The organism is Pseudoalteromonas sp. BSi20495, assembly GCF_000241185.1.
Taxonomy (GTDB): Bacteria; Pseudomonadota; Gammaproteobacteria; order Enterobacterales; family Alteromonadaceae; genus Pseudoalteromonas; species Pseudoalteromonas fuliginea.
Genome location: NZ_BADY01000158.1, coordinates 84,118 through 109,629, shown reverse-complemented (window position 1 = coordinate 109,629; position 25,512 = coordinate 84,118). Strand labels below are relative to the sequence as shown.

Annotated in this window: 23 protein-coding genes; 10 read left to right on the top strand and 13 right to left on the bottom strand. The window is 39.3% G+C overall.

Annotated elements, in window-relative coordinates; genetic code table 11:
* The first annotated feature begins 98 nt into the window (after positions 1-98).
* Positions 99-776, top strand: a complete 678-nt coding sequence (locus P20495_RS02590) for a nitroreductase family protein (protein WP_008138779.1) — start codon at positions 99-101, stop codon at positions 774-776.
* Here P20495_RS02590 and P20495_RS02595 read toward each other — a convergent pair.
* A complete protein-coding gene (locus P20495_RS02595; protein ID WP_008138778.1) occupies positions 769-1,077 on the bottom strand; it encodes a helix-turn-helix transcriptional regulator in 309 nt (102 codons plus the stop codon). The genes P20495_RS02590 and P20495_RS02595 overlap by 8 nt on opposite strands.
* Positions 1,078-1,181: 104 nt before the next feature.
* On the opposite strand from P20495_RS02595, the gene P20495_RS21745 reads away from it, so the two are divergent.
* The gene (locus P20495_RS21745) at positions 1,182-1,370 is read left to right on the top strand and encodes a DUF2892 domain-containing protein (RefSeq protein WP_033023357.1); all 189 of its coding nucleotides are present in this window, start codon (positions 1,182-1,184) and stop codon (positions 1,368-1,370) included.
* The gene (locus P20495_RS02600; RefSeq protein ID WP_007376450.1) at positions 1,370-1,714 is read left to right on the top strand and encodes a rhodanese-like domain-containing protein; all 345 of its coding nucleotides are present in this window, start codon (positions 1,370-1,372) and stop codon (positions 1,712-1,714) included. Before P20495_RS21745 ends, P20495_RS02600 begins: the two co-directional genes overlap by 1 nt.
* A 21-nt stretch (positions 1,715-1,735) precedes the next feature.
* Here the strand turns inward: P20495_RS02600 and P20495_RS02605 are convergent, their stop codons facing one another.
* Complete coding sequence (locus P20495_RS02605) at positions 1,736-2,131, bottom strand: DUF1801 domain-containing protein (RefSeq protein WP_008138776.1); 396 nt, start codon at positions 2,129-2,131, stop codon at positions 1,736-1,738.
* Positions 2,132-2,173: 42 nt separating this feature from the next.
* Positions 2,174-2,719, bottom strand: a complete 546-nt coding sequence (locus tag P20495_RS02610) for a PH domain-containing protein (protein WP_033016345.1) — start codon at positions 2,717-2,719, stop codon at positions 2,174-2,176.
* 296 nt (positions 2,720-3,015) lie between these two features.
* Here P20495_RS02610 and P20495_RS02615 point away from each other — a divergent pair, with 296 nt between their 5' ends.
* Positions 3,016-3,771 carry a MipA/OmpV family protein gene (locus P20495_RS02615; RefSeq protein WP_008138772.1) on the top strand — a complete coding sequence of 252 codons (756 nt, stop codon included), beginning with the start codon at positions 3,016-3,018 and terminating at the stop codon, positions 3,769-3,771.
* Positions 3,772-3,818: 47 nt separating this feature from the next.
* Here P20495_RS02615 and P20495_RS02620 read toward each other — a convergent pair whose 3' ends face one another.
* From P20495_RS02620 to P20495_RS02635, 4 genes are all read right to left on the bottom strand, one after another.
* The gene (locus P20495_RS02620) at positions 3,819-8,123 is read right to left on the bottom strand and encodes an alpha-1,6-glucosidase domain-containing protein (RefSeq protein ID WP_008138770.1); all 4,305 of its coding nucleotides are present in this window, start codon (positions 8,121-8,123) and stop codon (positions 3,819-3,821) included.
* Positions 8,124-8,147: 24 nt separating this feature from the next.
* Positions 8,148-11,024 (bottom strand): TonB-dependent receptor, encoded by a 2,877-nt coding sequence (locus P20495_RS02625; RefSeq protein WP_008138767.1) that lies wholly within the window; start codon positions 11,022-11,024, stop codon positions 8,148-8,150.
* 171 nt (positions 11,025-11,195) lie between these two features.
* A complete protein-coding gene (locus P20495_RS02630; RefSeq protein WP_033016328.1) occupies positions 11,196-11,813 on the bottom strand; it encodes a LysE family translocator in 618 nt (205 codons plus the stop codon).
* Positions 11,814-12,075: 262 nt separating this feature from the next.
* Positions 12,076-12,483: a DUF3224 domain-containing protein gene (locus P20495_RS02635; protein WP_007376442.1), complete on the bottom strand. Its 408-nt coding sequence runs from the start codon at positions 12,481-12,483 to the stop codon at positions 12,076-12,078.
* An 88-nt stretch (positions 12,484-12,571) separates the two neighbouring features.
* Between P20495_RS02635 and P20495_RS02640 the strand changes: the two genes are divergently transcribed.
* On the top strand, positions 12,572-14,350 hold the full coding sequence (locus P20495_RS02640) for an ABC transporter transmembrane domain-containing protein (RefSeq protein ID WP_008138762.1): 1,779 nt from the start codon (positions 12,572-12,574) through the stop codon (positions 14,348-14,350).
* A 41-nt stretch (positions 14,351-14,391) separates the two neighbouring features.
* Here P20495_RS02640 and P20495_RS02645 read toward each other — a convergent pair whose 3' ends face one another.
* Both P20495_RS02645 and P20495_RS02650 read right to left on the bottom strand, forming a co-directional pair.
* A complete protein-coding gene (locus tag P20495_RS02645) occupies positions 14,392-15,099 on the bottom strand; it encodes a hypothetical protein (protein WP_008138760.1) in 708 nt (235 codons plus the stop codon).
* A 195-nt stretch (positions 15,100-15,294) separates the two neighbouring features.
* Positions 15,295-15,927, bottom strand: coding sequence for an OmpA family protein (locus P20495_RS02650; protein WP_008138759.1), 633 nt, complete (start codon positions 15,925-15,927; stop codon positions 15,295-15,297).
* 405 nt (positions 15,928-16,332) lie between these two features.
* On the opposite strand from P20495_RS02650, the gene P20495_RS02655 reads away from it, so the two are divergent.
* The 5 genes from P20495_RS02655 (at position 16,333) to chrA (ending at position 20,366) form a co-directional block, all read left to right on the top strand.
* The gene (locus P20495_RS02655) at positions 16,333-16,833 is read left to right on the top strand and encodes a hypothetical protein (protein WP_008138757.1); all 501 of its coding nucleotides are present in this window, start codon (positions 16,333-16,335) and stop codon (positions 16,831-16,833) included.
* Positions 16,834-17,025: 192 nt separating this feature from the next.
* A complete protein-coding gene (locus tag P20495_RS02660; RefSeq protein ID WP_008138756.1) occupies positions 17,026-17,655 on the top strand; it encodes a DUF6058 family natural product biosynthesis protein in 630 nt (209 codons plus the stop codon).
* 320 nt (positions 17,656-17,975) lie between these two features.
* The gene (locus P20495_RS22145; RefSeq protein WP_008138754.1) at positions 17,976-18,122 is read left to right on the top strand and encodes a hypothetical protein; all 147 of its coding nucleotides are present in this window, start codon (positions 17,976-17,978) and stop codon (positions 18,120-18,122) included.
* Between the two features lie 304 nt (positions 18,123-18,426).
* Positions 18,427-19,008 (top strand): hypothetical protein, encoded by a 582-nt coding sequence (locus P20495_RS02665; RefSeq protein ID WP_008138752.1) that lies wholly within the window; start codon positions 18,427-18,429, stop codon positions 19,006-19,008.
* A gap of 203 nt (positions 19,009-19,211) precedes the next feature.
* Entirely contained in the window at positions 19,212-20,366 is a 1,155-nt protein-coding gene (chrA, locus tag P20495_RS02670; RefSeq protein ID WP_008138751.1) for a chromate efflux transporter, read from the top strand.
* Here the strand turns inward: chrA and P20495_RS02675 are convergent.
* The 4 genes from P20495_RS02675 to speA all read right to left on the bottom strand — a co-directional run bounded on the left by P20495_RS02675 (position 20,323) and on the right by speA (position 25,344).
* Positions 20,323-21,582, bottom strand: a complete 1,260-nt coding sequence (locus P20495_RS02675; protein WP_008138750.1) for a mechanosensitive ion channel family protein — start codon at positions 21,580-21,582, stop codon at positions 20,323-20,325. The two genes, chrA and P20495_RS02675, sit on opposite strands and share 44 nt — an antisense overlap.
* Positions 21,579-22,499, bottom strand: a complete 921-nt coding sequence (locus tag P20495_RS02680) for an acetyltransferase (protein ID WP_007376436.1) — start codon at positions 22,497-22,499, stop codon at positions 21,579-21,581. The genes P20495_RS02675 and P20495_RS02680 overlap by 4 nt, the downstream gene beginning before the upstream one ends.
* Positions 22,500-22,529: 30 nt before the next feature.
* Positions 22,530-23,402: an acyltransferase gene (locus P20495_RS02685; protein ID WP_008138749.1), complete on the bottom strand. Its 873-nt coding sequence runs from the start codon at positions 23,400-23,402 to the stop codon at positions 22,530-22,532.
* Between the two features lie 61 nt (positions 23,403-23,463).
* Complete coding sequence (gene speA / locus P20495_RS02690) at positions 23,464-25,344, bottom strand: biosynthetic arginine decarboxylase (protein ID WP_008138748.1); 1,881 nt, start codon at positions 25,342-25,344, stop codon at positions 23,464-23,466.
* Between the last annotated feature and the right edge of the window lie 168 nt (positions 25,345-25,512).

Genomic DNA, 25,512 nt, shown 5'->3' with positions numbered 1-25,512 from the left:
TAACAACAAATAAACATAGTTTAAACTCATAATACTTGCTTGCACTGTATTCACTCGGTATAAAAACCACATATACTTTTTATAAGAAGCGAAAAGCCATGCAAGATCACCAAAGCCAGCCATTAAACGACTTTATAGAATACCCACACGACGAAATGCTAAATCGCGCTAACGAGTTTTTAACCACTAGCCAACGCCGCCATAGCATTCGCAGCTTTAGCGATCGCCCAGTATCAAAAAATATTATTGAGACATGTATAAAAGCAGCGGGCACAGCACCAAGTGGAGCGAATCATCAGCCTTGGCATTTTGTGGCTATAAACAGCAGTGATGTAAAAAAACAAATAAGAGAAGCCGCCGAAAAACTAGAGCGATCTTTTTACGAAGGCAGAGCAGGTGAAGAGTGGTTAGATGCGCTAAAACCGTTAGGCACCGACGCCAATAAGCCTTATTTAGAGCATGCACCTTGGCTTATAGCTGTATTTAGTCAAAAAAAGGGGGGCGTAAGCACCGATGATAAAAATACTAATTACTACGTACACGAATCGGTTGGTCTAGCTACCGGCTTTTTAATTCAGGCTTTGCATCGCAGTGGTTTGGCAACCCTTACTCATACTCCAAAGCCAATGAGTTTTTTAACCGACATATGTGGCCGCGATAGGGATAACGAACGCCCATACATGCTACTTATTGCAGGTTACCCAAGTGATGATGCAACAATACCTGCTCATGCACTGGATAAAAAATCTATTGATGAAATAGCTACTTTTATTTAGTGTTTTCTGCTCGGCAAAACCACTCATATAGCAAAGCAATGATCGACTCAACTTTTGGGTCGGTCAATGAGTAATAAATAGTGTGTCCATGTCGGCGGGTCATAACCATATCCGCCTTGCGTAAACTGGCTAAATGTTGAGATAGTGCAGATTGAGCCAAGGGCACATTTTTATTTAATTCACCAACACTTTGCTCACCTTGTAGCAAACTGCATAAAATCATTAAACGATTTCTATTAGCCATTAATTTTAAAAACTGTTCGGCTTGTTCTGCATTCACAGTGAGTTGTTCAATATTCATTTAATCACATCATTTATAAATATGCTTTTAAGTATAGACTTTTACATTAGATAACTCTAATATAAATTAACATTAGGTATTACTAATATAAAATTGAGATTATAATGAAAATAAGCGATGCGATACTTTTAATCGGCGGTAGTGCAGTAACAATATCAGTACTTTTAAGCTATTTTGTACATAGTAATTTCCAGTTTCTAACATTATTCATAGGTATTAACTTAGTGCAGTCAGCTTTCACAAAGTGGTGCCCATTAATGTCTTTTTTACGCAAAAGAGGATTCACAGACTAATGCTTACTTCAATTCCTGACTTACTAAAAGTTATCACACCTAACCAGCGGCGTATTGACGCAGCGCAAGCAAAAATAGAGCTCGAACAAAATAAAGGCCTACTTATTGATGTGCGAGAACCCGCAGAGCACGCTACAAAAGCCGCGATAGGAGCAATAAACATTCCGCGTGGGTTACTCGAAATGAAATTAATGGAAATAGAAAAAGATGCTGCACGGCCAATATACTTACACTGTGCAAGTGGTGCTCGCGCAACATTGGGAGCAGAAGCGTTAACGCGTGTTGGTTATGAAAACGTTAGCGTTATTACCTGTGATGCAAATCAAATTTGTAGCGTATTTTAAGCATCAACTAAGTACTTATAATTATGCGCCTAACAAAGGTAGGCGTTTAACTTTGTGATAAGTCAGTGCTAATTTAATACACTCTTTAACTGGGTGTTCTGGTAATGGCTTTTCACTATTTAATACAATTGCCCGGTTACCTTCAAAAGTGAGACTGTGGGAATACAACTCTCTAAATGTGCTGACTAGCTTTGATTGGCAATGAAAAAACAAATAACACGATGAGCCCTTAAAGCCTATGCGAATGGGGCTGCCATTTATTACGTTATAACTTGGCTCTCCCCACTTTAAAGACTCTTCAACAGCTCCTAAGTTTTGCTCTTGTGCTACGGTATAAATTAACTCTCGTAATTTTATAAGCTTACTTTTTGCTATCTCAGGATAATTATTAAATATATTTTTTATATCCGTATTCATAAAAATATCCTTGTAAGCGCTCTACCTATACTTAAAGATAAATTACTTTTGTTGTTTTTCATCCAGTAAAACAAGTAGCATTTGTTCTATATTTTTTACACTATAAGTCAGCGCTCTTAGTAGCTCTTTCTCACTTTGCTCTGTCGACTGCTGCGACGTTTTACCTTGATTAGCCAATACATCTTTTTGTTCAAGTATCGCCTCTCTAAACTCACTCGCATTAACTACACCGAGCAAAGATACTAAAGCGCCGTGTCCTGATTGCCCTGCCGTTTCAAAACTTAAGCGATATAACCCAAAGAGCCGCATTAACGGGCCTTGGCTCAACCCAACATCAGTTATTTTTTCAAGCGGTATCGACTTTTCCTCTTTAAATAATACCCCACGTTTAACTACTAGCTTTTGTGGTAATAGTTCAGCAGACATCGCAGCTAATATTCGCCCAGCCGCCAACCACACTATAAATAAAATCAAAGGGATGAGTGGAATAGTAACCAATGCTAAAAAACTAATGAGTGATGCAGTAACCATCCAGTATTGTTTTACTTTGAAATCGAATGATGCACTTTTTAAAATAATTTCAGCCATAATCATATTATTTCTAATCACCATAAAAATTCAAAGTACTCCATTACAAAATTGAATGCAATTTCATCAAATATAAAAATATAAAAATATAAAGTTATTCTAAAAATATGTTACTTATATTTCGTAATACATATAAAAAATTGCAATCCAAAAAACCACTAAACACTTTACTTCAGCTGCTTACATATATTTAAAATTTCACACACTAACTTACAACTCAAAATACTTATAACCGTTACACTCACTGCGTCAAACCAATAACAAATCTTATAACTACATTAATAGCGAAGGTAATCATGAATATTTATGTGAAAAAGAGTTTGCAACTGTTACTTAGCACATTAGCCTTATCAAGCCTAATGGCTCAAGCGCAAGATAAATCTCCGTGGTCGGTTGGTGCTGGGCTTATTTCAACTGAATCTCCCTATGCGGGCACAGATAATAGAACATTGCTCTTACCTATGATCAACTATGAAGGTGAAAAATTAACCTTTAGAGGCTTTGCACTCGATTACAAATTAGTTGAAAATAAGGGGTTTAATTGGTCAGTAATACTGGAACCCGGTCAATTTTTTGATTCGTCTGATTCTGATCTCGCCGAGATTAAAGCACTCGACGATCGCAAAATATCTCTCTATGCAGGTTCTAAAGTAAGTTATACCACAGGGTATGGTCGTTTAAGTGCCAGTGCGTCACACGATATATTGGGCCATGGCGATGGCGCAAAATTAAAAGCTCGCTATAGCTACCCATTCAAACTTTCTAAACAAATTATGTTAATACCTTCATTTGGAGTTGAGCTAAGCAGTAGCAAAGTATCAAATTATTATTACGGTGTTACAAAGGGCGAATCAAACACTTTTGATGCATACGAATTAGGCTCTACAGTGAATTATAATGCCGGTATGCTACTCAGCTACCAGCTTAATAAAAAATGGAATGTGAGTGCTATGATTAACTACACACAACTAGACTCTGATATTGAAGACTCGCCAATTATAGATACGTCGAGTATCTCAACTGCCATGATGTCGGTTAGCTATCAGTTCTAATTTAAAACATAGAAGCCGAGCATATAGTAATGCTCGGCCTCTAAATGCTATTGTTGATTAATTATTACCTTTATATTATTTCTATCAGGGCCAATAACGCTAAATGTATAATTACCCTGCTCAGCAACGCTCAAAGCTATATTAGTACCCACCGCTTCCAGTAAAGTCAGTTCACCTATATTTACAATTGGGGATTCACCTACACCACCGTAATCAACGGTACTCCAATCCTCAGAAGCCACTTTAAACTCATAATCACCCGCTTCTAAAGCTAATGACGTTGTATAAGTAGCATTACCCTGATAAATAAGTGGGTTATCCGTACTCCATTCATTTAAATTGCCTCGAATAAATACTTGCGTATCAGCAAACATTTCCGCATTTAAAATGATTAATGTAACGGCGCTTAAATCGCTCGCATCCAATACAAATTGATATTCGCCATCATTAGCAATATCTATAGTCATATTTGCGCCACCAAGTGCTAATAGTTTAGCTTTGTCTATAGTTACACTAATATCGCTATCAGCAGAGCCATAATCAACCGAACTCCAGTCTTCAGAGGCAACTTTAAATTCGTAACTCCCTGCAGCGAGAGTATTAGTAAAAGTATAAATACCCTTTCCTTTGTAAATCAGTTCGCCTGTGACTCCCCAATTATTTAATGTACCTCGCACAAAAATGGCATTACCAACAAATGGCTCCTCGTTATAAATTTTAAGTGTTGGGCTCTCCTTATCGCTAGCATCAAATACAAACATATAAGTGGCATCAATAGCGGCAGTAAAAGTCATGTTAGACCCACTAGCTGTTAGGGGCTCACTTTGACTTTCAATTACTTCTTTATCAGCATCTGATAGCGCACCAAAATCGACAGTAGACCAATCTTCTGAGGCTATTTTAAATTCATAGTCACCCGCACTAAGCGTAACAGCTAAGCGGTACTCTCCATTACCAACATATTCAAGTACATCACGAGTACCCCAATCATTTAACGAGCCGCGCACATAAACGGCAGTACTCGCAAAAGGTACTACATCGGGGGCGCCCACCGTTGCATTAGCACTTAACCCTACACCTTGGCCATCGTCTTGCGGCTTAACAAATACCGCCATTGTGTATGCTGGTACGTTAAAGCTACCTTCACCATCTCCTTGAGTAAAAGAAGCTGCAGCCATCATTGGATCAACACTATCTTTAAGTATACTGTGTAACTCAAAGCCATTCGCCGTTGGTATGCTATGAGTAAGCAACTGCTCGGTGCTATTAATAACCACAACGAGCGCATCGTTGTTTGCATCAATGTCGGTTAATCCTTCGCCATCATCAATACTCATAACAATTAAGCCATGTTGCTGGTTTTTGCCCACATTATGAAAACCAACACGTTCTATTACATCTTGCTCTGTGGTTAATCTAAATAATGGGCTAGCACTGCGAATAGCTAAAAACTCTTGAAAAACACCACCAGCATAAGCAATATTTTGCGGTTGTGCAGCAGCTTGAGGGTTACCCGAAATAGGCATTATTTCAGACCATTTCTCTTGGTTTTTCTCAGCATTAGGTAAGCCAATATTCCAATTATTATTTTGCTTAGTTAAATCAACTGCATTAAACCAATCTCCGGCATTGTAACTATCACGATCCATTGACTTTGAACGCAGTAAATCAGCGCCCAGTTGCATAAATGGTATGCCTTGGCTTACAAGCGGCATAGCGAGCGCCATATTGTGAGCACGTACACGCTCTTCAATATTCATACTAGCAGCATGTTTATATTGTAATTGATCCCATAGCGTTTCGTTGTCATGTTTAGAGACGTAGTTAATGCTATCGGCAGGGTCAAGTGCATATGCTGTTGGCTGAGTATTCCACGTAAAGCTATTGCCCTTGGCTGAATTACCTTTAAAGTCTTTTAGAATATAATTTTGTAAATTCCCAGCAAGCGATAAACGCAATGTATCTTGCTCAGCTAAATTGCCATCGGTTGGGTTATTGCTAAACAATGCTCCACCTCGAATAGCCTCGCGGATACGGTCGTTAAAGGTACCCACCTCTGAACCCGCCATATCGGCTTGTTTTGCTTGCGTAAATAAACGGTTATTAGCTACTTCACCAAAGTCCCAACCTTCGCCATAAAAATAGTTATCTGCATCGATTGCTTGAACCGCTTCACGCGCTGCTAAAATAGATGATTTAGGCATATGCCCCATCACATCAAAGCGAAAACTATCATAACCAAAGTCACGGGCTAAAATCACTAATGAATCAGTGACAAACTTATCCATCATGACATGCTCAGTGGCGGTGTTTTCACAACATGTTGATTGCTCAATGCCACCACTCACTTCGTTGTACCTGTGATAATAGCCGGGTACTAATTTATCAAATACCGACTTATCCCAAATACCTGATGCTGTTGTATGGTTATAAACAACATCCAGCACGACTCTTAAGCCAATTTCTTGTAGCGACTGCACCATAGCGCGCGTTTCAACTACGCGAGCAATACCCTCAGCCGTTGAGGCATAAGACCCTTCAGGGGCAATAAAATGATGCGGATCGTAACCCCAGTTAAAACCATCTAGGTCACGCATAGCACTGGCAAGTGCTTGGGCATCGTCGGAGCCTGGTAAATAACTTTGTAGCAACTGGACAATAGTGCTGTTCTTGTCTTCTGTTTTACAAGCGTCTGCTTCATCATTTATACGTTCACATAACTTACCTAACGCATCGGTTATTTCAACTCGCTCTGCGGCATTTTCTTCAATAGTGCCAATGTCTGTCACTGGTAGTAAATGAAAGTGAGTTAAACCCTTATCAGCCAACTGCTTAAGATGCTGCATTGGCACGCTTTCGCGCTCTGTAAATGCAAGGTATTTACCGCGATTTGGTGCACTAACACTGGTATCGCGCACACTAAAGTCACGTACATGCCCTTCATAAATAATCGCATCTTCTGGATTGGTAACGGTCGGTATACTGCGTTCATCCCAGCCCTGTGGTTTGGTGTCATCGTCATTTAGGTTGATTAGCTGCGAATACAAACCATTGCTTGATACATTGAGTGAATAGGGGTCTGTACTCCATAAACTTTCAATCGCTTTAGTGATTGGGTGATATACATCAAACGCAAAACGGTAGTAATGGCGATCGTATTTAGTATCTAAGCTGATAGACCAAATGCCAGTATTACTATCAAATAACATTGCACTGCTATGCACTTGTGCTTTATCGGCATCAAACACATTAAGTATCATATTATTGGCCGTAGGTGCCCATACTGATACATCAATTGCATTGTTATTGTAATTAACGCCTAGTAGCGCCTCGTTAGCATCATTTTCATTTTGCGTATAAAGCGCATCTAGTGCTTTTGCTGTTTGAACGTAACTTGCTTCAAGAAGTTTGCCATCAACATCAAAACCCGCCACTAGCAGTTGTTGTTTAATTAATTGCTTAGCGGCCTCTGCATCCCAGTTACCTTGATAAGCGGTCCAATCACTCAAGTGCGGTACTTTTAGTGCTTGCTCATCGGTTAAGTTGGTTTGTATCAACTCAATGCTTTGACCATTTAATCCAGTCTCTTCATCAACCTTTAAATCTGCGCTTGCAGAGCTATATAATTTAATGATTTGACTCAGTTCATTACTCGGTTTGTATAATACTGTATTTAAATCTATCCAATGTGCAGAAGCCCCTGCAATAGCAACCGGACGCTCACCTAAATTTAAAATAGGAAACTCAAAAACAGACGGCTCACCATGTAAAGTAAAGTTCATACGCTGAAATTTTTCGTCGTCTTGCATTAATGGCATTGTTAAATCAACATCACCAAATGCCTTACCATCACCTTCTGTGCCTATATGAATAATAAAATTAGCGCACTCGTTGTAATCGGCTTTGAGCTTTATAATCCAATAAGCACCATAATTCGGATCTATCCCATCATGCACATGGCCGTTTTCCCAATCGCTCGTATCAAAAGGCGGTGCAAAAGCATCGCACACATCGTTATTCCACGAATGCAATCGGTAACCTTCATAGTTAGCGTCTGTTACGCGGTTATAAAATAAAATTGCCTCATTATCGCCAGGAAATACAACAGGATCAGGTAACGTTGGATCAGCGCCAACAATACAGCTTTCATTTTTTTCGTCGGGAACCGTTGGCGCTGCGCATTCAATCGGCTCAGGATCGACACACTGTGTGCCAGTTTCGTTTGGTACTTGAGGTACATTACAAGTGAGTAACACTTGCCCCGATTTCACATCATCACCACTGCCACATCCAACTAATAGCATTAAGTTTAAGGCGACTAAGAAGTAACTATATTTTTTAATTTTTTTCATTTTTAAACGCTCCAACTTGCTAAATTAATGACTATAAGTAAAACCAAGATAAAGCTGACGACCAAAGTACTGAGTCGTACCGGTGCGTTGCTTTGTGCCAAAGTAGCTTTGGGTCGGTTCGTCTGTCAGGTTATTAACTTGCAAAAGCATTGTTAGGGAATCAGTAAGTTTGTATGACGTTTGAAAATCTATCACCGTTTCAGAGTCAAAATTAACAACTTGTTCGTTGATAGCAACTTGCTCAGATACAAACTCATCACGATAACGTGCATTTAAACGTGTTTCGAAGTTGTTATTTGAATAAAACAAAGTCGCGTTAACTACATTATTCGAAAGCCCAGGTAAAGATTGCGATACGGTATCGCCTCCTAAACTGGTAATAGACGAGATTTCGCTCTCGGTGTAAGAGTAACTACCGTTGATCCCTAACCCATTAAATGGCTCGGGTAAAAACGTAAATACATGGGTATAAGCTAACTCTAACCCTCTAATATAACCGCCCTTGCCATTGTTAACGGCGGTGGTGTAAATCCCATTGGTTGTGGCAACTTGTTCACCACTTATTGGGTCTTCAATAAAATCAGGTACGTTAAAACCATTGCCTTTAAAGTCGAAGTTTTCGATTGATAAGGTTTCAACAAACGAGTCTATGTTTTTATAAAATAGGGCTGCGGCTACAGACCCGTTACTCTCTTCAAAATAATATTCGTAAGATAAGTCATATTGGTCAGCATAAAATGGCTTTAAAAATGGGTTGTTATTGCTCGAACCATTAATGACACCATCATCACTTACGTTAGCACTGGCATCACCGGCAAGGCGGTTTATTGGTGCTCGCGACATCACTTTAGCGGCAGCAAACCGCAATTGAGAATTGTCATTCAATTGCAGGTTTAAATTAAGTGATGGTAAATAATCGGTGTACTTTGTCCCTAGTACATTGGGTGCATAAAGGTCGTTAATAATCCCGTTTTCGTCGACAATATTTTGTGCTCCCAAGCGGGCATCACCATTTACGTTTTCAAGTACGGTTGCCGACTGGTCTGTCTCAATTCGACGTACACCCACGTTACCTAACAACGCTAAACCAGCAACTTCAGTATTTATATTCACCATCACGTAAGCGGCCAATACATCTTCAAACACTGAACCACTTTGCAATAATGTCCAGGAGTAATTACTAGTATATCCTTGGGCGTCATCAACACCGTCTGCATTACCCCATGTTTGCACTGGTTGTGGTGTCCCATCTGGAAACCATGCGTTTAGCGCTTTGTCTAAATCAATGGCTAAATAAGAGGGAAAATAACTAAACTCACCTTGCCAATCAACAATTGAGGTCATCTCGTCTGTTAAACGCATCGGAGGCTGTGTTGATGAAAATGCGCCATCATTTCCGTATTCAAATACCGAACGCTTACGGCTATATTCTCTATTAGAATAGCGTGCACCAAACTCAACAGAGCTAAATATATCGTTTTCTAATTCGTATTTAAAGTCGAGCCTAAATGCGGTTACTTCATCTTCGGTTTGATCCGGGTAAATACCGTATTTACTAACCATAACGCGGTTTATATCGCTAAATGCAGCAGCTTGATTAAAGCCAACATCGGGTAAACTTAGGCCATTTAATTGATAGTTAATCGCAACGTTCGTATCAAACACAGGGGCCTCTGCGTTGGCATCTTCAGCTACTAAGCTCCATAACAAACCATTTCTAAAGTTACTTTTAGCGCGTGATAATGACACGTCTGCATTAACGCTTAAACGATCATTCACTTGCCAATCAGCGTTAACACCAAAGCTATCTACTTCGTCAAAGTCTTGGTTATCATCATTTACTATTTCAACGCGAGTATAGCTTTGTGAAGTTCGATTTACGGCAGCGCCAATAACTGTATTTCCATCAAGCTGAGGATTTGCATATGCTGCAGAAGGGCCACCTAACTTCACCCTAAAACCACGAGCAAATGACTTTTTATCAAATCGAGATAAAAACGCATCCCCTTTAAGTTTAAAGTTATCAACAGGTGCCCACTCTATTGCGGCTAAATAACCATTTCGAGTTTCTTCTCCACCTGAGTGCTGTAGTTCAAAGCCTTCACTTATGTATTCGTTTGCTGGATTTTGCGTTGGCCCATTAGTGTCGTTAGCGAGCCCATCAACATCTTTAGTATCATTGTAAGCAAGGCCAATAAACTGAGTTGCGACGCTTGGCTGAAATAATCGCGCATAACCAAGTGCTACGCCAAGTGTGTCATCGAGGTATTTACCTTGATATGAAAAACTAATCCGGTCGCCAAACTCCGTTGCATCAAATACCTCTGACGCACGGTCGTTATACATGCCTCGCACATTGGCTACAAATTTATGCTGTTGTGAATTATTTAATGGGCTTGCTGTTTCAAGTTCAACAGTGCCCGCTACACCGCCTTCAATTAAGGATGCTTTGGGTGATTTATATACCGCAGCAGAACTAATAAGTTCAGAAGGGTATTGGTCAAACTCAATACTACGACTACCACTGGTCGATACTTGCTCGCGACCATTTAATGTCGAAAAAACAAAGCCGCCCGAAAGCCCACGGATGTTAATTTGTGCAGCTTGGCCGCCGGTTCTTACCGCCGATATACCAGGTAAACGCGTCAGTGCATCAGCCATTGATATATCAGGTAAAGTACCTAAGTCATCCGCTGATATTTGCTCCGATACCGTATCGCTAAAGCGCTTTTGATTCAAAGACTGTATTAAGCTGCGGCTAAAGCCGCTCACTTCAATTACTTCTAAGTCTGCTTGAACTTTTTCAGGTTTACTTTCGTCCTTAGTTTGGCTTTCATTCGCTATTGCGCTATTTGCAGCAAATAATGCCAGCATTAGCGCGCTTAATTTGAATTTTTTCATGTGTGCGTACCTTTTAGTTATTGTTATGCGTTATGTCAGTCAGTGCAGTTAAAACATAACCAACAAAGTGTAACTAAAAGGTAATCAAATTGTGATGAATACGTATGCATCATAGAGGGCTTTGGCTGTAGCTATTTTGTACAAATAATTCAGCAACAACCGATTATGAAACTACAAACCAATTACCACCCTTATGGCTAGGGCAATAAACACAACACCCAGTATTTTGTCTAACCATGGATTTTGCTTGGTAAAACCAAAACGGTTTTTAGACACCTCAGTTAGCACTGCAACTAATAAATACCAACCAGTATCAATTACAAACACGGTTAAGCACATAATAATACCAATGCTTAAAGTGAGATTTTGCGGATCTATAAATTGTGAGAACAACGCTAAAAAGAAAATCGCGAGTTTAGGGTTTAAAAAAGCAATCGCAAATCCATCTTGTAGCGCTTTACTCGCACTTACTTCACTCTTTTGTACTTGCAGCTCGTTATTAATTGGTTTTGCTAGCAATATTTTTAAACCTAAATAGGCTAAATACGCAGCGCCTAAATACACCAATATTTGGTATAGTGTTGGAAGTTGAGCCATTAATGCACCTAAGCCAAGTAATGAGGCTGCAGCATAAAGCCCAACGCCAATACCATGGCTGAGCGCGGCAAGCATACCGTTTTTCATGCCACCACTAAGCGTGTGCTTTAACACCACTGCAAGGCTTGGCCCTGGTGACATTGCACCCATCATGCATACCAATGCTAAACTCAACCAAACAGATAAAGCCATTTATACCCCTTATAACTTATGGTTTTCAATAGCTAATCCGCATAAGTATTTACCTATGCTTTTTTATTTAACCTGAAATCTGGTTAAGAAACTTACTAACGTATTGAATCATAATGATATTTAAATTTATTTTCTCTAGCCAGAGATTTTCAGTGAAAACAAGGCGAATTTACGCGTCAATAGCGGGCCTATTGCAAGTAAATTCAACGCAGTTAGCGCTGAAAATAGCTGCTCAAGATAGATTTATTATCCAGAATTGAGGTTATTTACTATCTAAAGTGTATTCAAAGTCATAGTAATGAATACCTTGCTCTATACGAATTTTCATACTGCCGCTTAAGCCTTCAAGTTCGCCAGTGCCTGAATCGGGAATTACATTTAAAATTAGGCTGTCTTGGCCTTTATCCATAGTGCCAAAATGCTGTAATACAAAACTGCCTTTTTTGCCGTCAAGCTCACCTAACACTTGCTCTATGGCAACATAACCGGCACTGCCTTGCGTAGGCGTCATGGCGCTAAGCATTTCGCCTTGGCTGGTGGCATTTAAGCTACCTTTAAATGTTTTATCTATCGACATGCGTCCTAAGTTAATGCCTTGCTGCCCTTTGGCATAACCTTCAATGGGCGCTAAAGTGACTGTAAATTCACCGTTTATTATATTTGTAGTCATAACGAATCCTTATTGATGATATTTAATACTATTGATTTTTAATTCGATGATGCCATATCTATACCTTAACCTTCAAAAAGAATCCACTATGTCAAAAGAAACATCTATAGCCGAAAAAGCTGCGTTTAGCAGTTTATTACCTGTTTTTGCGTTTATTAAACCGTACAAATGGATGGTAGTAGCTGCCCTAGCTGCGTTATTAGTTACCGCAGGCGTTAACTTGTCATTAGGGCAAGGTGTTAAATTTGTTATTGATCATGGCTTTATTGCAGGATCAAAGGCCCAATTACAGCAGGCCGTATTAGTACTTATTGGTTTAATCAGCTTATTAGCAGTAGGCACTTTTAGCCGTTTTTATTTAATGTCGTGGATTGGCGAACGAGTCAGTAACGATATTCGAAAAGCCGTGTTTAATCGTATTGTAACGCTACACCCTAGCTACTTTGAAGAAAACCGCAGTGGCGAGCTTATGTCGCGTTTAACCACCGACACCACATTACTACAATCAATTATTGGCTCATCATTTTCTATGGCGCTGCGCAGTGTACTTATGTTGATTGGTGGGCTTGCTATGCTGTTGTTTACTAATTTAAAACTTACTTTAGTAGTTGTAGCGTGTGTACCGCTGGTACTTGTCCCAATGATGATATTTGGTCGCAAGGTACGAAAACTAGCAAGTTCTAGCCAAGATGCTATTGCCGACATAAGTACCTATGCCGGCGAAATCATACAAAATATTAAAGTAGTGCAAAGCTATAGCCACGAAGAACAAGAGCAACATGCCTTTGCACTCGAGACCGAAAAAGCCTTTAACGTGGCTAAAAAACGTATCAAACAACGTTCGTTTTTAATAGCCGTAGTGATTTTTTTAACCTTTAGTGCCATTAGCGCAATGCTTTGGGTGGGTGGTAACGATGTACTTGCGGGTACTATGACCGGCGGCGAGTTAGGTGCATTTGTGTTTTACGCTATTATGGTGGCAATGTCGGTGGCTACCGTTGCTGAAGTGTATGGCGAACTACAACGAGCAGCAGGCGCGGCTGCAAGATTACTTGAGTTACTTGCTGTTAAAAGTGAAATAGAAAACCCGTTAAACCCACAAGATAGTAATTTACTGCAAGAAAGTAGCAGCCCTGCAATTGCGCTTGAAAACATTAGCTTTAACTATCCTTCTCGCCCCGACGTAAGTGCCCTTAATAAAATAAGCCTAAATATCGAGCAAGGCCAAACTGTGGCTATTGTTGGCCCTTCCGGCGCTGGTAAAACTACATTATTTGAATTGCTACAACGTTTTTACGATCCGGCCAGCGGAGCCATTAAATTTAAAGATGTAAACATTAAAGATTTATCGCTTAATACTCTGCGTAATAAAATGGGCATGGTAGCGCAAAACCCTATTTTATTTAGCTCCGACGTAATGCATAACATCCGCTACGGCAACCCAAATGCAACCGATGAGCAAGTGTATACCGCTGCAAAACACGCCCACGCCGATGAGTTTATAAAACAGTTGCCACAAGGCTATCACAGCTTTTTAGGCGAGCAAGGCGTTAGGTTATCTGGTGGGCAAAAGCAACGTATTGTGCTTGCCCGCGCTATATTAAAAGACCCAGAAATACTCCTTCTCGATGAAGCCACCAGCGCACTAGATGCACAAAGTGAGCACCACGTACAAGCGGCACTTGAACACCTAATGCAAAACAGAACAACGTTAATAATTGCCCATAGGCTGGCAACGGTAAAACATGCCGATGTAATTGTAGTGATGGAAAATGGGGAGATTATAGCAACGGGTACTCACCAAGAATTGTTAGCAAATAACCCGTTGTATCAAAAACTGTGTGAATTACAGTTTAATAAAGATTGAGCTGGTACAAGTAATTAATTAAAGTAGCAGCGGCTTTGCTGCTACTTTTTGCTAAACCATTTGTTCATAGCCGCATCATAAGCCTCTGTTAACTTAGTTTTACCGCACAATTGCCCTGCGGTTAAATAACTATCTGGTAAGTCATTCTTTGGCATAACGCCTGCGCCAATAAACACCTTTTTAAAACAAGTATCACCTTTGCGATAGGTAGTAAATTGCATACTTTGCTGCTCTATTTGTAATAGTGGTTTTACCGTTGCAGAGTGTACTTTTGGAACTGTGATCCTCTTTACCGTTGCGTATTCATCAGCTGTTGTACCAGTAGAGGTTGTACTAGCAGGTAAAGATCCTATTTGTTGCTGTAAAATGCTATTAAGGCCTTTTTGTAAGTCGATTTTTTTATATGGCGTTAATTCTGCAGAGTGGGCATTTATTGTGGTCGAGCTTGTTATAGTGGAGTTTACCGGTTCAGCCGTTTTTTCTGCTTTTTTACTAGAAGAGCTTACTGATTTTAATACTGTTTTATTTACCGGCTCACTTGGCTTTTTTTCTATGCGCACACTTTTATTAACACTCTGTTGAAGCGCTTGCTGTGTTGCTTTAATTTTGGCTGGCACACTTACCATATAGGCTTTAATTGGCGGTGATTGCGGCTGCTTTATTTCAGGTACCTTTAAAGTTGCTAAAAAAAACAACAATAATCCATGTAAAAGTATTGATAAAATAATTGTCGAACGCCACTTTGCCATAAATATGTCCCTATGAAAGAACTAGTTATGACAGCTAACCGGTTTAAAAGTGCCATTAAATAAACAAATAAACCGCGCATGAGCGCGGTTTATAACCAACTTCAACTGAGAATAATAAACTATCTCAAGTCACTATTTTCAACGTTAACTACGTTGAGTTTGCTTGCAGTAGGAAGCCATCTGATAAATTACAAATTAACCTTGCGTATTAGGCACTATCTGAATTTCTACGCGGCGGTTTTGAGCACGACCATTTGCACTTTCATTAGTCGCAATTGGACGAGTTTCGCCATAGCCTTTAGTGCTAACTCGTGCAGCCATAATTTGTTGATTCACTAAGTAGTCTTTTACACTTTGTGCACGCTCGCGCGACAAGTTCATGTTGTAGCTATCTTTACCTGTGCTATCAGTATGCCCTTCAACACTAAGGTAGGTTTTTTCGTACTTATTCATAACGTTAGCAATCGCGTTTAAGGTGTCGTTAAAACCTGATGAAATATAAGATTGATCCGTCGCAAAGGTAATATTTGATGGCATAACCAAACGTAAGTTGTCGCCTTCACGCACAACTTCAACGCCCGAACCCGCTAGTTCATCACGAAATGCTTCTTCTTGTTTATCCATGTAGTCGCCAACAGCAGCGCCCGCAAGTGCCCCTATTGCTGCACCAATAAAAAAGCGTTTATCTTTATGGTTACTCGTAGCTTTACCTAATACGCCACCTGCGGCAGCGCCAATTGCTGCGCCTTTACCTGCGTTATTCATTTCACAACCTGAAAGCAATACAGCTAATACGGTTACGCTTAAAAGTGATTTAGTTAAAGTCATGATGTTACCTATTCAATAAGAATTTAGCAGGAGTATGCAAATACACGTATGAACAAACTATGAAGAGAGTGTTAAAATGTAGCAGCTCATACCAAGGCTTACAGTCATTAGGACTTGGTTTAAAGTTCATCTGATAGGCGACCATGAGCTATAAGCGAACATTGGTATTGTCAAAATATAATAACTAATTGAATAGTCAAACTGTTGCTTACATATTCACAAAATGAACGAGGCGCGCATATTGCTTCATTTAGTTTTGCCCAAAGACAATAGAAAACTTAGTAATAGTAATATCTTAGGTAATTTGTTAAAACTAAAATAAGCGTTTTATCGGCACAAATATGCGCGATGAGTGAACTATTAATTGTTAGGCTTACAATATTAAAATCAAACTAGGGAGTTATAATGAATTTTAGGTTAATCGGTACTTTTCTTGGGTTATCTTTTTTAGCAACAAATGCTCTAGCGGAAGACAATTCAGTTGTAAGTATGGCAAAAGAGAAAGGAGTTAAACGCTGTATTCCTCAAATAGAACACATATCTAACTTTATCATAGATAAAAAAGCACATGGTTCTCATGCTACATGGAATAAAGACGCTGCTGATAACAGAATGTACTCTTCACTTTCTTCAAAAGGATATACAGATGGCGATTCTCATGTATCAGTAATTGCAAGCATTAACTCTGACGGTAAATGTGACACTTACTATGTTGAAACCTTTGCACTAGCAAAGTCTTGCTTAATGGCAAGAGAAAAAACATATAAAGATATGGAGTTTGTGGGTACACTAAATGACAAAACTATAGTTTTAAAAAATGCTGGCGGTGCTAATTATTACCTATCCCCACAAGGCACGGCTAATAATATTTGTTTGGTTTCAAAAAGAGAAACTATCTACCAATAAGCCTAATCGGGTTGCCAAAGGTCTCTAACCTCCAGCCCCATCATGCGTTTTTATTAGCGAGAACTGCAATGGGCGGTTCATCTCCCGTAATGAATAGAAAATAAACTAGACAGCCACTCTAATTGGTTCGTTTATAAATAAAAACGCGTTAATTCACAAGCTTGTTAGAGCTTTCAAGGAGTATCCTCGTAAATGGATCTTATCAATTACCTAAATGAAAACTATTATACTAAACAACAATTACTTAATTTAACCAAAATTAGTGAAGCTGAGCTTTCTTATTTTCAAGAAAAAAAAGTAATGCCAACCTGTTCATATAAATTATCGTTAAATTATTCTAGCGATTCATTCTTTGGTGAATTTAATAACCAAAACGAAATTGAATATTATGCTAAAGGATATTTATCATGGATTGGTATGCTTAAGGTAACCGCTAATCTTCAAGATGTTTTCCCTATTTTTACCCAAAGATATTCCAAGTCAATATCAGAGTTAAAAGAAGCTGGGTTTGCTTCTAATAATGCAAAAGTTAATTCAAAGCTTGAATTACATATTGAAGAAGAATGGGGCCATTTTTTAAACGGCATTTATGGCTTATGTACAAAGTCTGGACTTCCTGAAGATATAGCAGGTAAAGAGTTAGCTGTATTGCAAATTAGTGAAACTCTAGAACTAAATAAAGAAAAAATAGATCTTGAACAATTAACTAAAGCGGTTAATTTATTAGATAAATCTAGCTCTATGTTTGCACCACATGAGCGACTTAAGAGCTCTAGGCATCGTTTAATTGATGAAGTTCGACGTGAATATAAACTGAAATGAATTAAACTAGACAGCCACTTTAATTGTACAAATAATATTGTGCTGTTAATTTGCTTTTTAAGCTAAAAGTTCATCTCCTTTTACATTTTTACCCAAGCATCACTCATTAAACAAAATTTAGTATAGATGTCCGTGTAATTGTGTTTTCTGTTTAATTGATATGTTCTGTTTAATTAGTAATCCGGTGAATCAGTAAGCTTGTTGAGGTTTATGAGCGTTCAGACTATAAGAATAGGAAAAACAAATTGAATATTACAACTGAGGTTAACTAAATGAATGAAAAAGAAGCAATGTAAATATTAGAAGATAATATTGAATCTATGCGCGAGCAAAGCGAAATACATAAAAAATCCGAGAAAGCTTTAGATAAAGAGCATCCAAAAGATTCATGTGTGATTGGCCCTAAAACAGAAGATGATTATCAAGATATGTTAAATGATATTAAGGAGTCTGGTGAAGATAAATAGCTGTGTGGTTCGGTCAAACAACTAATCGGGTAGCCGAAGGTCTCTAACCTCCACACCACTCATCATGCGTTTTTATTAGCGAGAACTGCAATGGGCGGTTCATCTCCCGTAATGAGTATTGCTCCAAATACCTCTTAATGACACAAACCTTATAAAGCTAAGTAGGCATTGCCTAGCGCAATATGTTAATCCCTTTTGTTTTTGACCACTACAATTGAGCTGCTTAAAGGTATTGGTGGCGAACTACAAAGTGGTGACTTCCCAATACATGACGAAATTTCAAACATGGTACTAAGGTAATTTAATGGAAAATTTTGATAAAATCTACGCTGTTAGCGTTAATGCAGGTGAATATCTACTTTTACAAGAAACGATGTTTGAGCAATCTATGCAGTTAACAAACAACGATATTTTTACTTTCGACGGTACGCCAAAAAATGATAATTGGCGTCCTGTAGATGTTAATTGGTTGGTAGTTGAAGGTGAAACCCCGACTAACAAACCAGATATAGCTGCATGGGGGACTATGTCGCTCGCTATACCTATTGCTTTACAAAAAGTATTTGAGCTTACGTTAAAGGATTGTTGTGAATTTTTACCATTAAGCTTGAATGGTGAGAGTTGGTTTGCATTAAATATCTTAGGTCAGCAAGTAGCTATTAATGAAGAGCATACAGAGTTAAATTTTAAAAATGGCCGTGTTAACAGGGTAAGGCGCTTTAAAAAGTTAGTCCTCAGTAAAGGTGCTATACAACAGGGTGGATTATTCAACGTTAAGGGAGCCGGTATTTTCACCTTTTGTACAGATCAAAAGGACGGTCTATATGACTTGGTGAAACAGCATAACCTGAAAGGCTTAAAATTTACTGAGGTAAATGCGGTTTAATGTATTAGCATTCGTTATTTGATCTCTGAATTAGAGGTGTATGCATAAAGAGCACTTTTAGCAATGTCTGACAAATAAAAATAGACTTATTTAATTTAAAGCAGCGCACTTTAAGTTATATACGCTAACTAATGTGCCATTTTAATAAAAATGTCATACTCCCTTGTGACAATTTAATGAATTTTACAAAGGATATGAGCGCAATGTTAATTGCTATTTTTAGACAGTTTTTTTTACTGGGGTGCATGAGCTTTGGTGGCCCAGCTGCGCATTTAGGCTATTTTAAGCGCCACTTTGTAGATTCGTTAAATTGGCTAACTAACACCCGTTACGCACAACTTATTAGCTTAAGCCAAGCATTACCAGGGCCAGGCTCTAGCCAAGTTAGTTTTGCTATTGGTGTTGAGCGTGCAGGAGTACTGGGTGGTATAGCTGCTTTTGTAGGCTTTACCTTGCCTTCGTTTTTAATAATGGTGCTGCTTGCGGTTAGTGCCCATCAGTTTGACGCTGTTTACTTTGCTATTATTGCAGGCTTAAAGTTATTTGCCGTTGTTATAGTCGCTGATGCAACACTTAGTATGGCTAAAAGCTTTTGTACAAGTGCTGCGCTTAAGTTACTTGCGGTAATGAGTACACTTGCTTTGGTGTTATTTCCAATGATGGGAACTCAAATCGCTATTTTAATCACCGCTGCCACAATAGGTGCTATATGGCCTTTATTAAAACTTGGCACAGTAGCAAAAGATGCTAGCAGTACAAAAAGTAATATTAATTGGATTGCACTGGGGTTATTTGCGCTCTTACTTGGTGTTAGCTTTATTCCACTAGGGCATGAGTTTGCTTTGTTTACCCCTTTTTACCAAGCGGGTGCAATGGTGTTTGGCGGCGGACACGTAGTACTGCCGGTACTTCAAGCTAGCGTACCAGTATTGAGTGGTGATCAGTTTTTAAGTGCTTACGCGAGCGCGCAGGCTGTCCCTGGGCCTATGTTTACTATTGCTACTTACTTAGGCGCACAACTTACTACTGAGCAACCTCTAGTGGGTGGCCTTATAGCTACACTGCTTATATTTATGCCTGGTTTTTTACTTATACTGGCGTTTCAGAAGAGTTGGATTAATTTGGCAAGTAAGCCACGTTTTGCAAGTTCAATAGCGGCGCTTAATGCAGCGGTAGTTGGTTTTTTAGCGGCTGCACTGTATTCGCCAATTTGGACATCGGCTGTACATAACTTTTGGCAAATTGCGTTAGTAATAATTACATTTGCATGGCTGCGATTTAAAAAGCCACCTATTTGGTGGCTCTTAGCTTTATTTATTGCTGTGGGTCTTTTGCAGCACTATTTGCCATCACTCTAAATGTTGGCTTATCTGTTTGTTGCTCGTTAGGAGGGCTTAATTGCCCACTAACACTTTGATATGCCCTAAGCCCAAACACTGGCAATACTGCAAGTAAATGGTCCATTATTTCGGCTTGTAAATGCTCGTACGAAATCCAGCGTTTGTCTTCACTAAAGCAATAAAACTCAATCGGTAACCCGTGGTTCATTGGTTGTAGCTCTCGTACCATTAACGTAAGCGACGTATTAATTTTACTGTGCTGCTTTAAATAGCCCTCAGCATAACGACGAAACAGCCCTAAATTAGAAACTTGCGCAGGTAGTGTCGTTACTCGGATATAGTCATGTAGCGGAATAGCCGCATCAATTTGCTTTCTAAACTCATCACTTACTAAACAAATACTGTGCATATCTATATTAAGTGAACGTTTAATACGCCTACCGCCCGACTCTTGCATCCCGCGCCAGTTTTTAAACGAGCCCGCCACCAACATATAAGTTGGAATAGTTGTGATGGTATTATCCCAATTACGTACTTTTACTGTGTTTAAACCCAAATCAATCACTTCGCCATCGGCGCCGTAGTTTTCTACTTGGATCCAATCACCATACGTTACTAAACGATTTGCAGCTATTTGAATGCTCGCTACAAAGCCTAATATGGTGTCTTTAAATACTAATAATGTAACCGCAGCAATAGCACCAAAACCAGAGAGAATATAAGTGGGTGACTTCTCAAGAAAAATGCTCACAATTAAAATTGCACACACAATAAAGGTGATTAGCTTAACAACCTGAATTAAGCCCTGAATAGGTACTTCACGAGCAAATTCAAGTTGGTTATAAATAGCGCCAGCAATACTCACTATGCTGCTTATAATAAAGCCGACGTAGATAATTAATAAAGCCTGCCCCACCGTTTTTAATATTTCGGCGGCCAATTCGTTAACCGGATAAACACTGTCGAAGGTCGCTAAAAATAAAACACAACAAAGCAACCCTGCAATACGTTTGTTGAGCTTGGTTAACATTGGAGAAAGTGCACCAATCCGCTCGGGAGAAAGCTTAGTTACTATTTTTTGAATGCCTGGCAACATTAAACGACGCGTAAATAAATACAGTACTAATAGAGAACATACGCCAATCGCAGTAGCTGTAATTGAGCTCAGGAAATCTGCATCGGGCACTTTATCAAACCAAGGAGTAATTAACTCCTGCAGGTGGGTATTCGTCATAGTGTTTCAATTTCCTTACTGATTTGTGGTTCAGGTAAATCTTGTTGAGCATAAATATCGGCAAGCTGCTGATCTTTGGCAACCCATAGCTCATTCACATAATGTTGAAAATTAACTTTAAATACGTCATCGCTTTGATAGCTGCCCTGCATATTGTCATTAATGGGCATTACGTTTATTGAAACATAAATAGAATCTAACTCACCTTTCAACAAGTTACGGCAAACATGATCTGTTTTGCCGCTATATACTAAACTTGTATTAAGCATGGCATCAAATTGATCGGCTAATACTTCAAGCGCAAAAGCAATGCCGCCCGCTTTGGGTTTTAATAAATGCTTAAAAGGACTTTGTTGCAGATTATGTTTGGCTGGCGTATAGCGTGTACCTTCAACAAAATTAATGATGGTAGTAGGATGATGACGGAAATTACGACAGCTATGTTTAGTTCGCTCTACATCAAGCCCTTTGAGTTTAGGGTTTTTAGCAAGCTGCGCTTTGCTTACCCGTTTCATAAACGGCATACCCATAGCCCACGCACCAGTGCCAATAAAAGGAACGTATTTTAATTCATCTTTTAAAAAGAACTTAGGGGCAGGCAAAGCATGTAATGAGCTAAGTACGGTTATATCTAACCAACTCGCGTGATTACAAATCAGTAAATACCAACGTTTTGAGTTTAAGTCGCCACTTATATCAACCACAATATTAGGGCAACCTAACCAAAGCCCTAAACGATTGCCGTTACACCAACCACGATAAGCGCTGTGCAATATAGAATTAACAATAGGTAAAGGAAGCAATAACTTAATAAGACCCAGCATTAATACCAGCGAGCCAAAAAGTATGACATTAGAAAACAACACGCAGCCTACAATTAAGCCGTTAAGCCAATTTGGTAACCACTTTTTTAGCATAACTGTAAGCTCATATTTTTTACCTTTTCTTTATGGTTTTTCGAGCGATTGCAATGTTTGCTCTTTATTTACCCATAAACGATTTAACTCACTTTGAAAGCGAATTCTAAATTCAGAATCACCGGTGTAGTCACCAATAAGCTCTTCGCTTACCGGCCTTACTTCCACGTGTACGTTGATATTTTTTACCTTACCACCAGCAAAATCCATAAAAGTAGGGATGCCATCGGGGTAATGAATTGTGACGTTAACCACTTTAGTAATTTGCTCGCCCATTGCTTGCATTACAAAAGCAATACCGCCCGCTTTTGGTTTTAATAAATGTGGGAACGGGCTATTTTGGCGCGCATGCTTTTGCGTAGTAAAACGAGTGCCTTCAACAAAGTTAACCACACTTACTGGCATCTCTTTGAATTTTTCGCAGGCTTTACGCGTAGTTTCTAAATCTTTACCACGCAGCTTTGGATTCTTTTTTAATTGGCTTTTACTCGTGCGCGTCATAAACGGGAAATCAAGCGCCCACCAACACAAGCCTAAAATGGGCACATAAATAAGCTCCTTTTTTAAAAAGAAGTTTAAAAATGGAATTTTACGATTAAACACGCGCTGTAATACTAAAATATCGACCCAGCTTTGGTGGTTTGCTATTACTAGGTACCAATCTTTTAGTTTTAGTTCTTCAAGGCCAGTTACGTTAAGTTTTGTTGGCGTAAATAACATTTGATTTAAGCTATTAAAAGTCACCCAAATAGTTGCACATTGTTTAGCAACCCAGCTCATTAATTTTTGCAGTGGCTTAATAGGGATAAGCTTTATAAGCCCACAAATAAAAATAGGCACAAACCAAAAGAGTGTGTTTATTGCGTACAAAATAATACTAAGTACACTGCGAATAACTGACATTACTTCTACTTCCTTTAAACATGGCGCAGCAACTAATACTGCGCTTTCAGTTGCTTACAAATTAATCTTCAAAATAGGTATAACCTTCAAGGCCTGCATTAAGCTCAGCTAAATAACCTTGTTTACACTGCGTCGATACATCAAGTTTATTAACTTGGTACGCAAAGTTGTCAGCTAAAATAGCGCTATCATAGTCAACAAACTTTAATACATCCTTAACGCTATCACCTTTTATGGCATTGGTTAACACATAACCTTCGTCGTTAAGCTCTACATGCACCGAATCGGTATCACCAAATAGGTTATGTAAATCACCTAAAATCTCTTGATATGCGCCCACCATAAACATCGCAATATGGTATTGCTCGCCATGTTTATATTCTGGAATGGGTAAGCTAGTTTCGATACCAGCACCTTCAACGTATTCACGGATTTGCCCATCAGAGTCACAGGTAATATCTTGAATAATCGCACGTTGAGTCAATGGCTGAGTTAAATTTTCGATTGGCATAACCGGAAACAACTGCTGAATACCCCATACATCAGGCAATGACTGAAATAATGAAAAGTTAACAAAGAGTTTATCAGCCAACTTTTCGTTTAAATCGTCGAGCACTTCACGGTGCGCGCGCGCGTTATTACTAAGCGATGCACGTACACGATGTAAAATAGTAAAATAAAGCTGCTCTATTTTTGCCCACTCTAGCATGCTTACTAAGCCATGCACGTACTGATCGTGCGCTTCGCTAAATAAGTGCATAGCGTCGTGATAAATCTCTAATGCCATACGCGGGTTTAAACGCTGTAAACACTGCCAGATTTCATCAAGCACTAATGCGCTATTTTCAAGCGGTGGCTCTGGATTTAAATGATTTGGCGCTTTTTCTACGTCTATTACATCGGTAATTAATACCGCATGGTGAGCCGTTAAAGCACGTCCCGATTCGGTGATAATAGCCGGATGGGTAAGGTTATGTTGGTCGCACACCTCTGCAAATGCATTCACTACATTACGTGCGTACTCTTCTACTGTGTAGTTCATTGAACACGCACTGCGTGAGCCAGATCCCTCGTAATCAACGCCTAAGCCGCCGCCCACATCAACGGTATTTAACGGTACGTTTAATTGCGTAAGCTCAGCAAAGTGGCGTGCGCATTCACGCAAAGCACGGTGAATATCACGAATGTTGGCAATTTGAGAACCAATATGAAAATGCACCATTTGCATTAAGTGCAGCTTATTATGCTTTTTAAGCACTTCAACAGCACTTAGTACTTGGCCTGCCGTTAAACCAAACTTGCCTTTTTCGCCACCGGTGTTTTGCCACTTGCCTTTGCCTACTGAGTTTAGGCGAATACGAATACCAATCGCAGGTTCAATGCCTAGGTTGTCTATTTCTTCAAGTAGTGTGGTCAGTTCTGAAAGCTTTTCTACCACAATTTTTACGCTGTGGCCCATTGCTTGACCAATACACGCTAAACGTAAAAACTCACTGTCTTTATAGCCGTTACACACTATTGTGATTGGCTCTTTTGCTACACCCAAAATAGCCATAAGTTCTGGCTTTGAGCCTGCTTCTAGGCCAACAAGTCCGCTTGGGTGCGCTAATAGTTTACTTACTACAGAACGCTGCTGATTTACTTTAATTGGATAAACACAGGTGTATTTACCGTTATATTCACGATTTGCTCGCGCTTGCGTAAACGCGTTAGTAAGTGTGTCTACACGATTTTGTAAAATATCGGTAAAGCGTACTAAAACCGGCAACGTTAACCCTTGTTGCTTAAACTGCTCAGTTAATTGCGTTAAAGAAATGGCCGGTTTTGCTTGGTCGCCATCTGGGTAAGCCACCAGTTCGCCTTGTGCGTTAATATCAAAATAACCATCACTCCAATGAGCAACGTTATAAGTGGCGCGTGCTGTTTCTAAACCCCAGGTCATGGTAACTCTTCTTTAGTCAATTAGGTATAAAGGCGCATTTTAATACGTCACTATCCACTAGGCTAACAAAAATTGAACTTTCACTCACTCCTAACTAACTTTATTCGTCAAATCAGTTAAAATGTCATTGAGCAAAACGCCAAGCACTGGCAGAATTGCCCCTTTTTC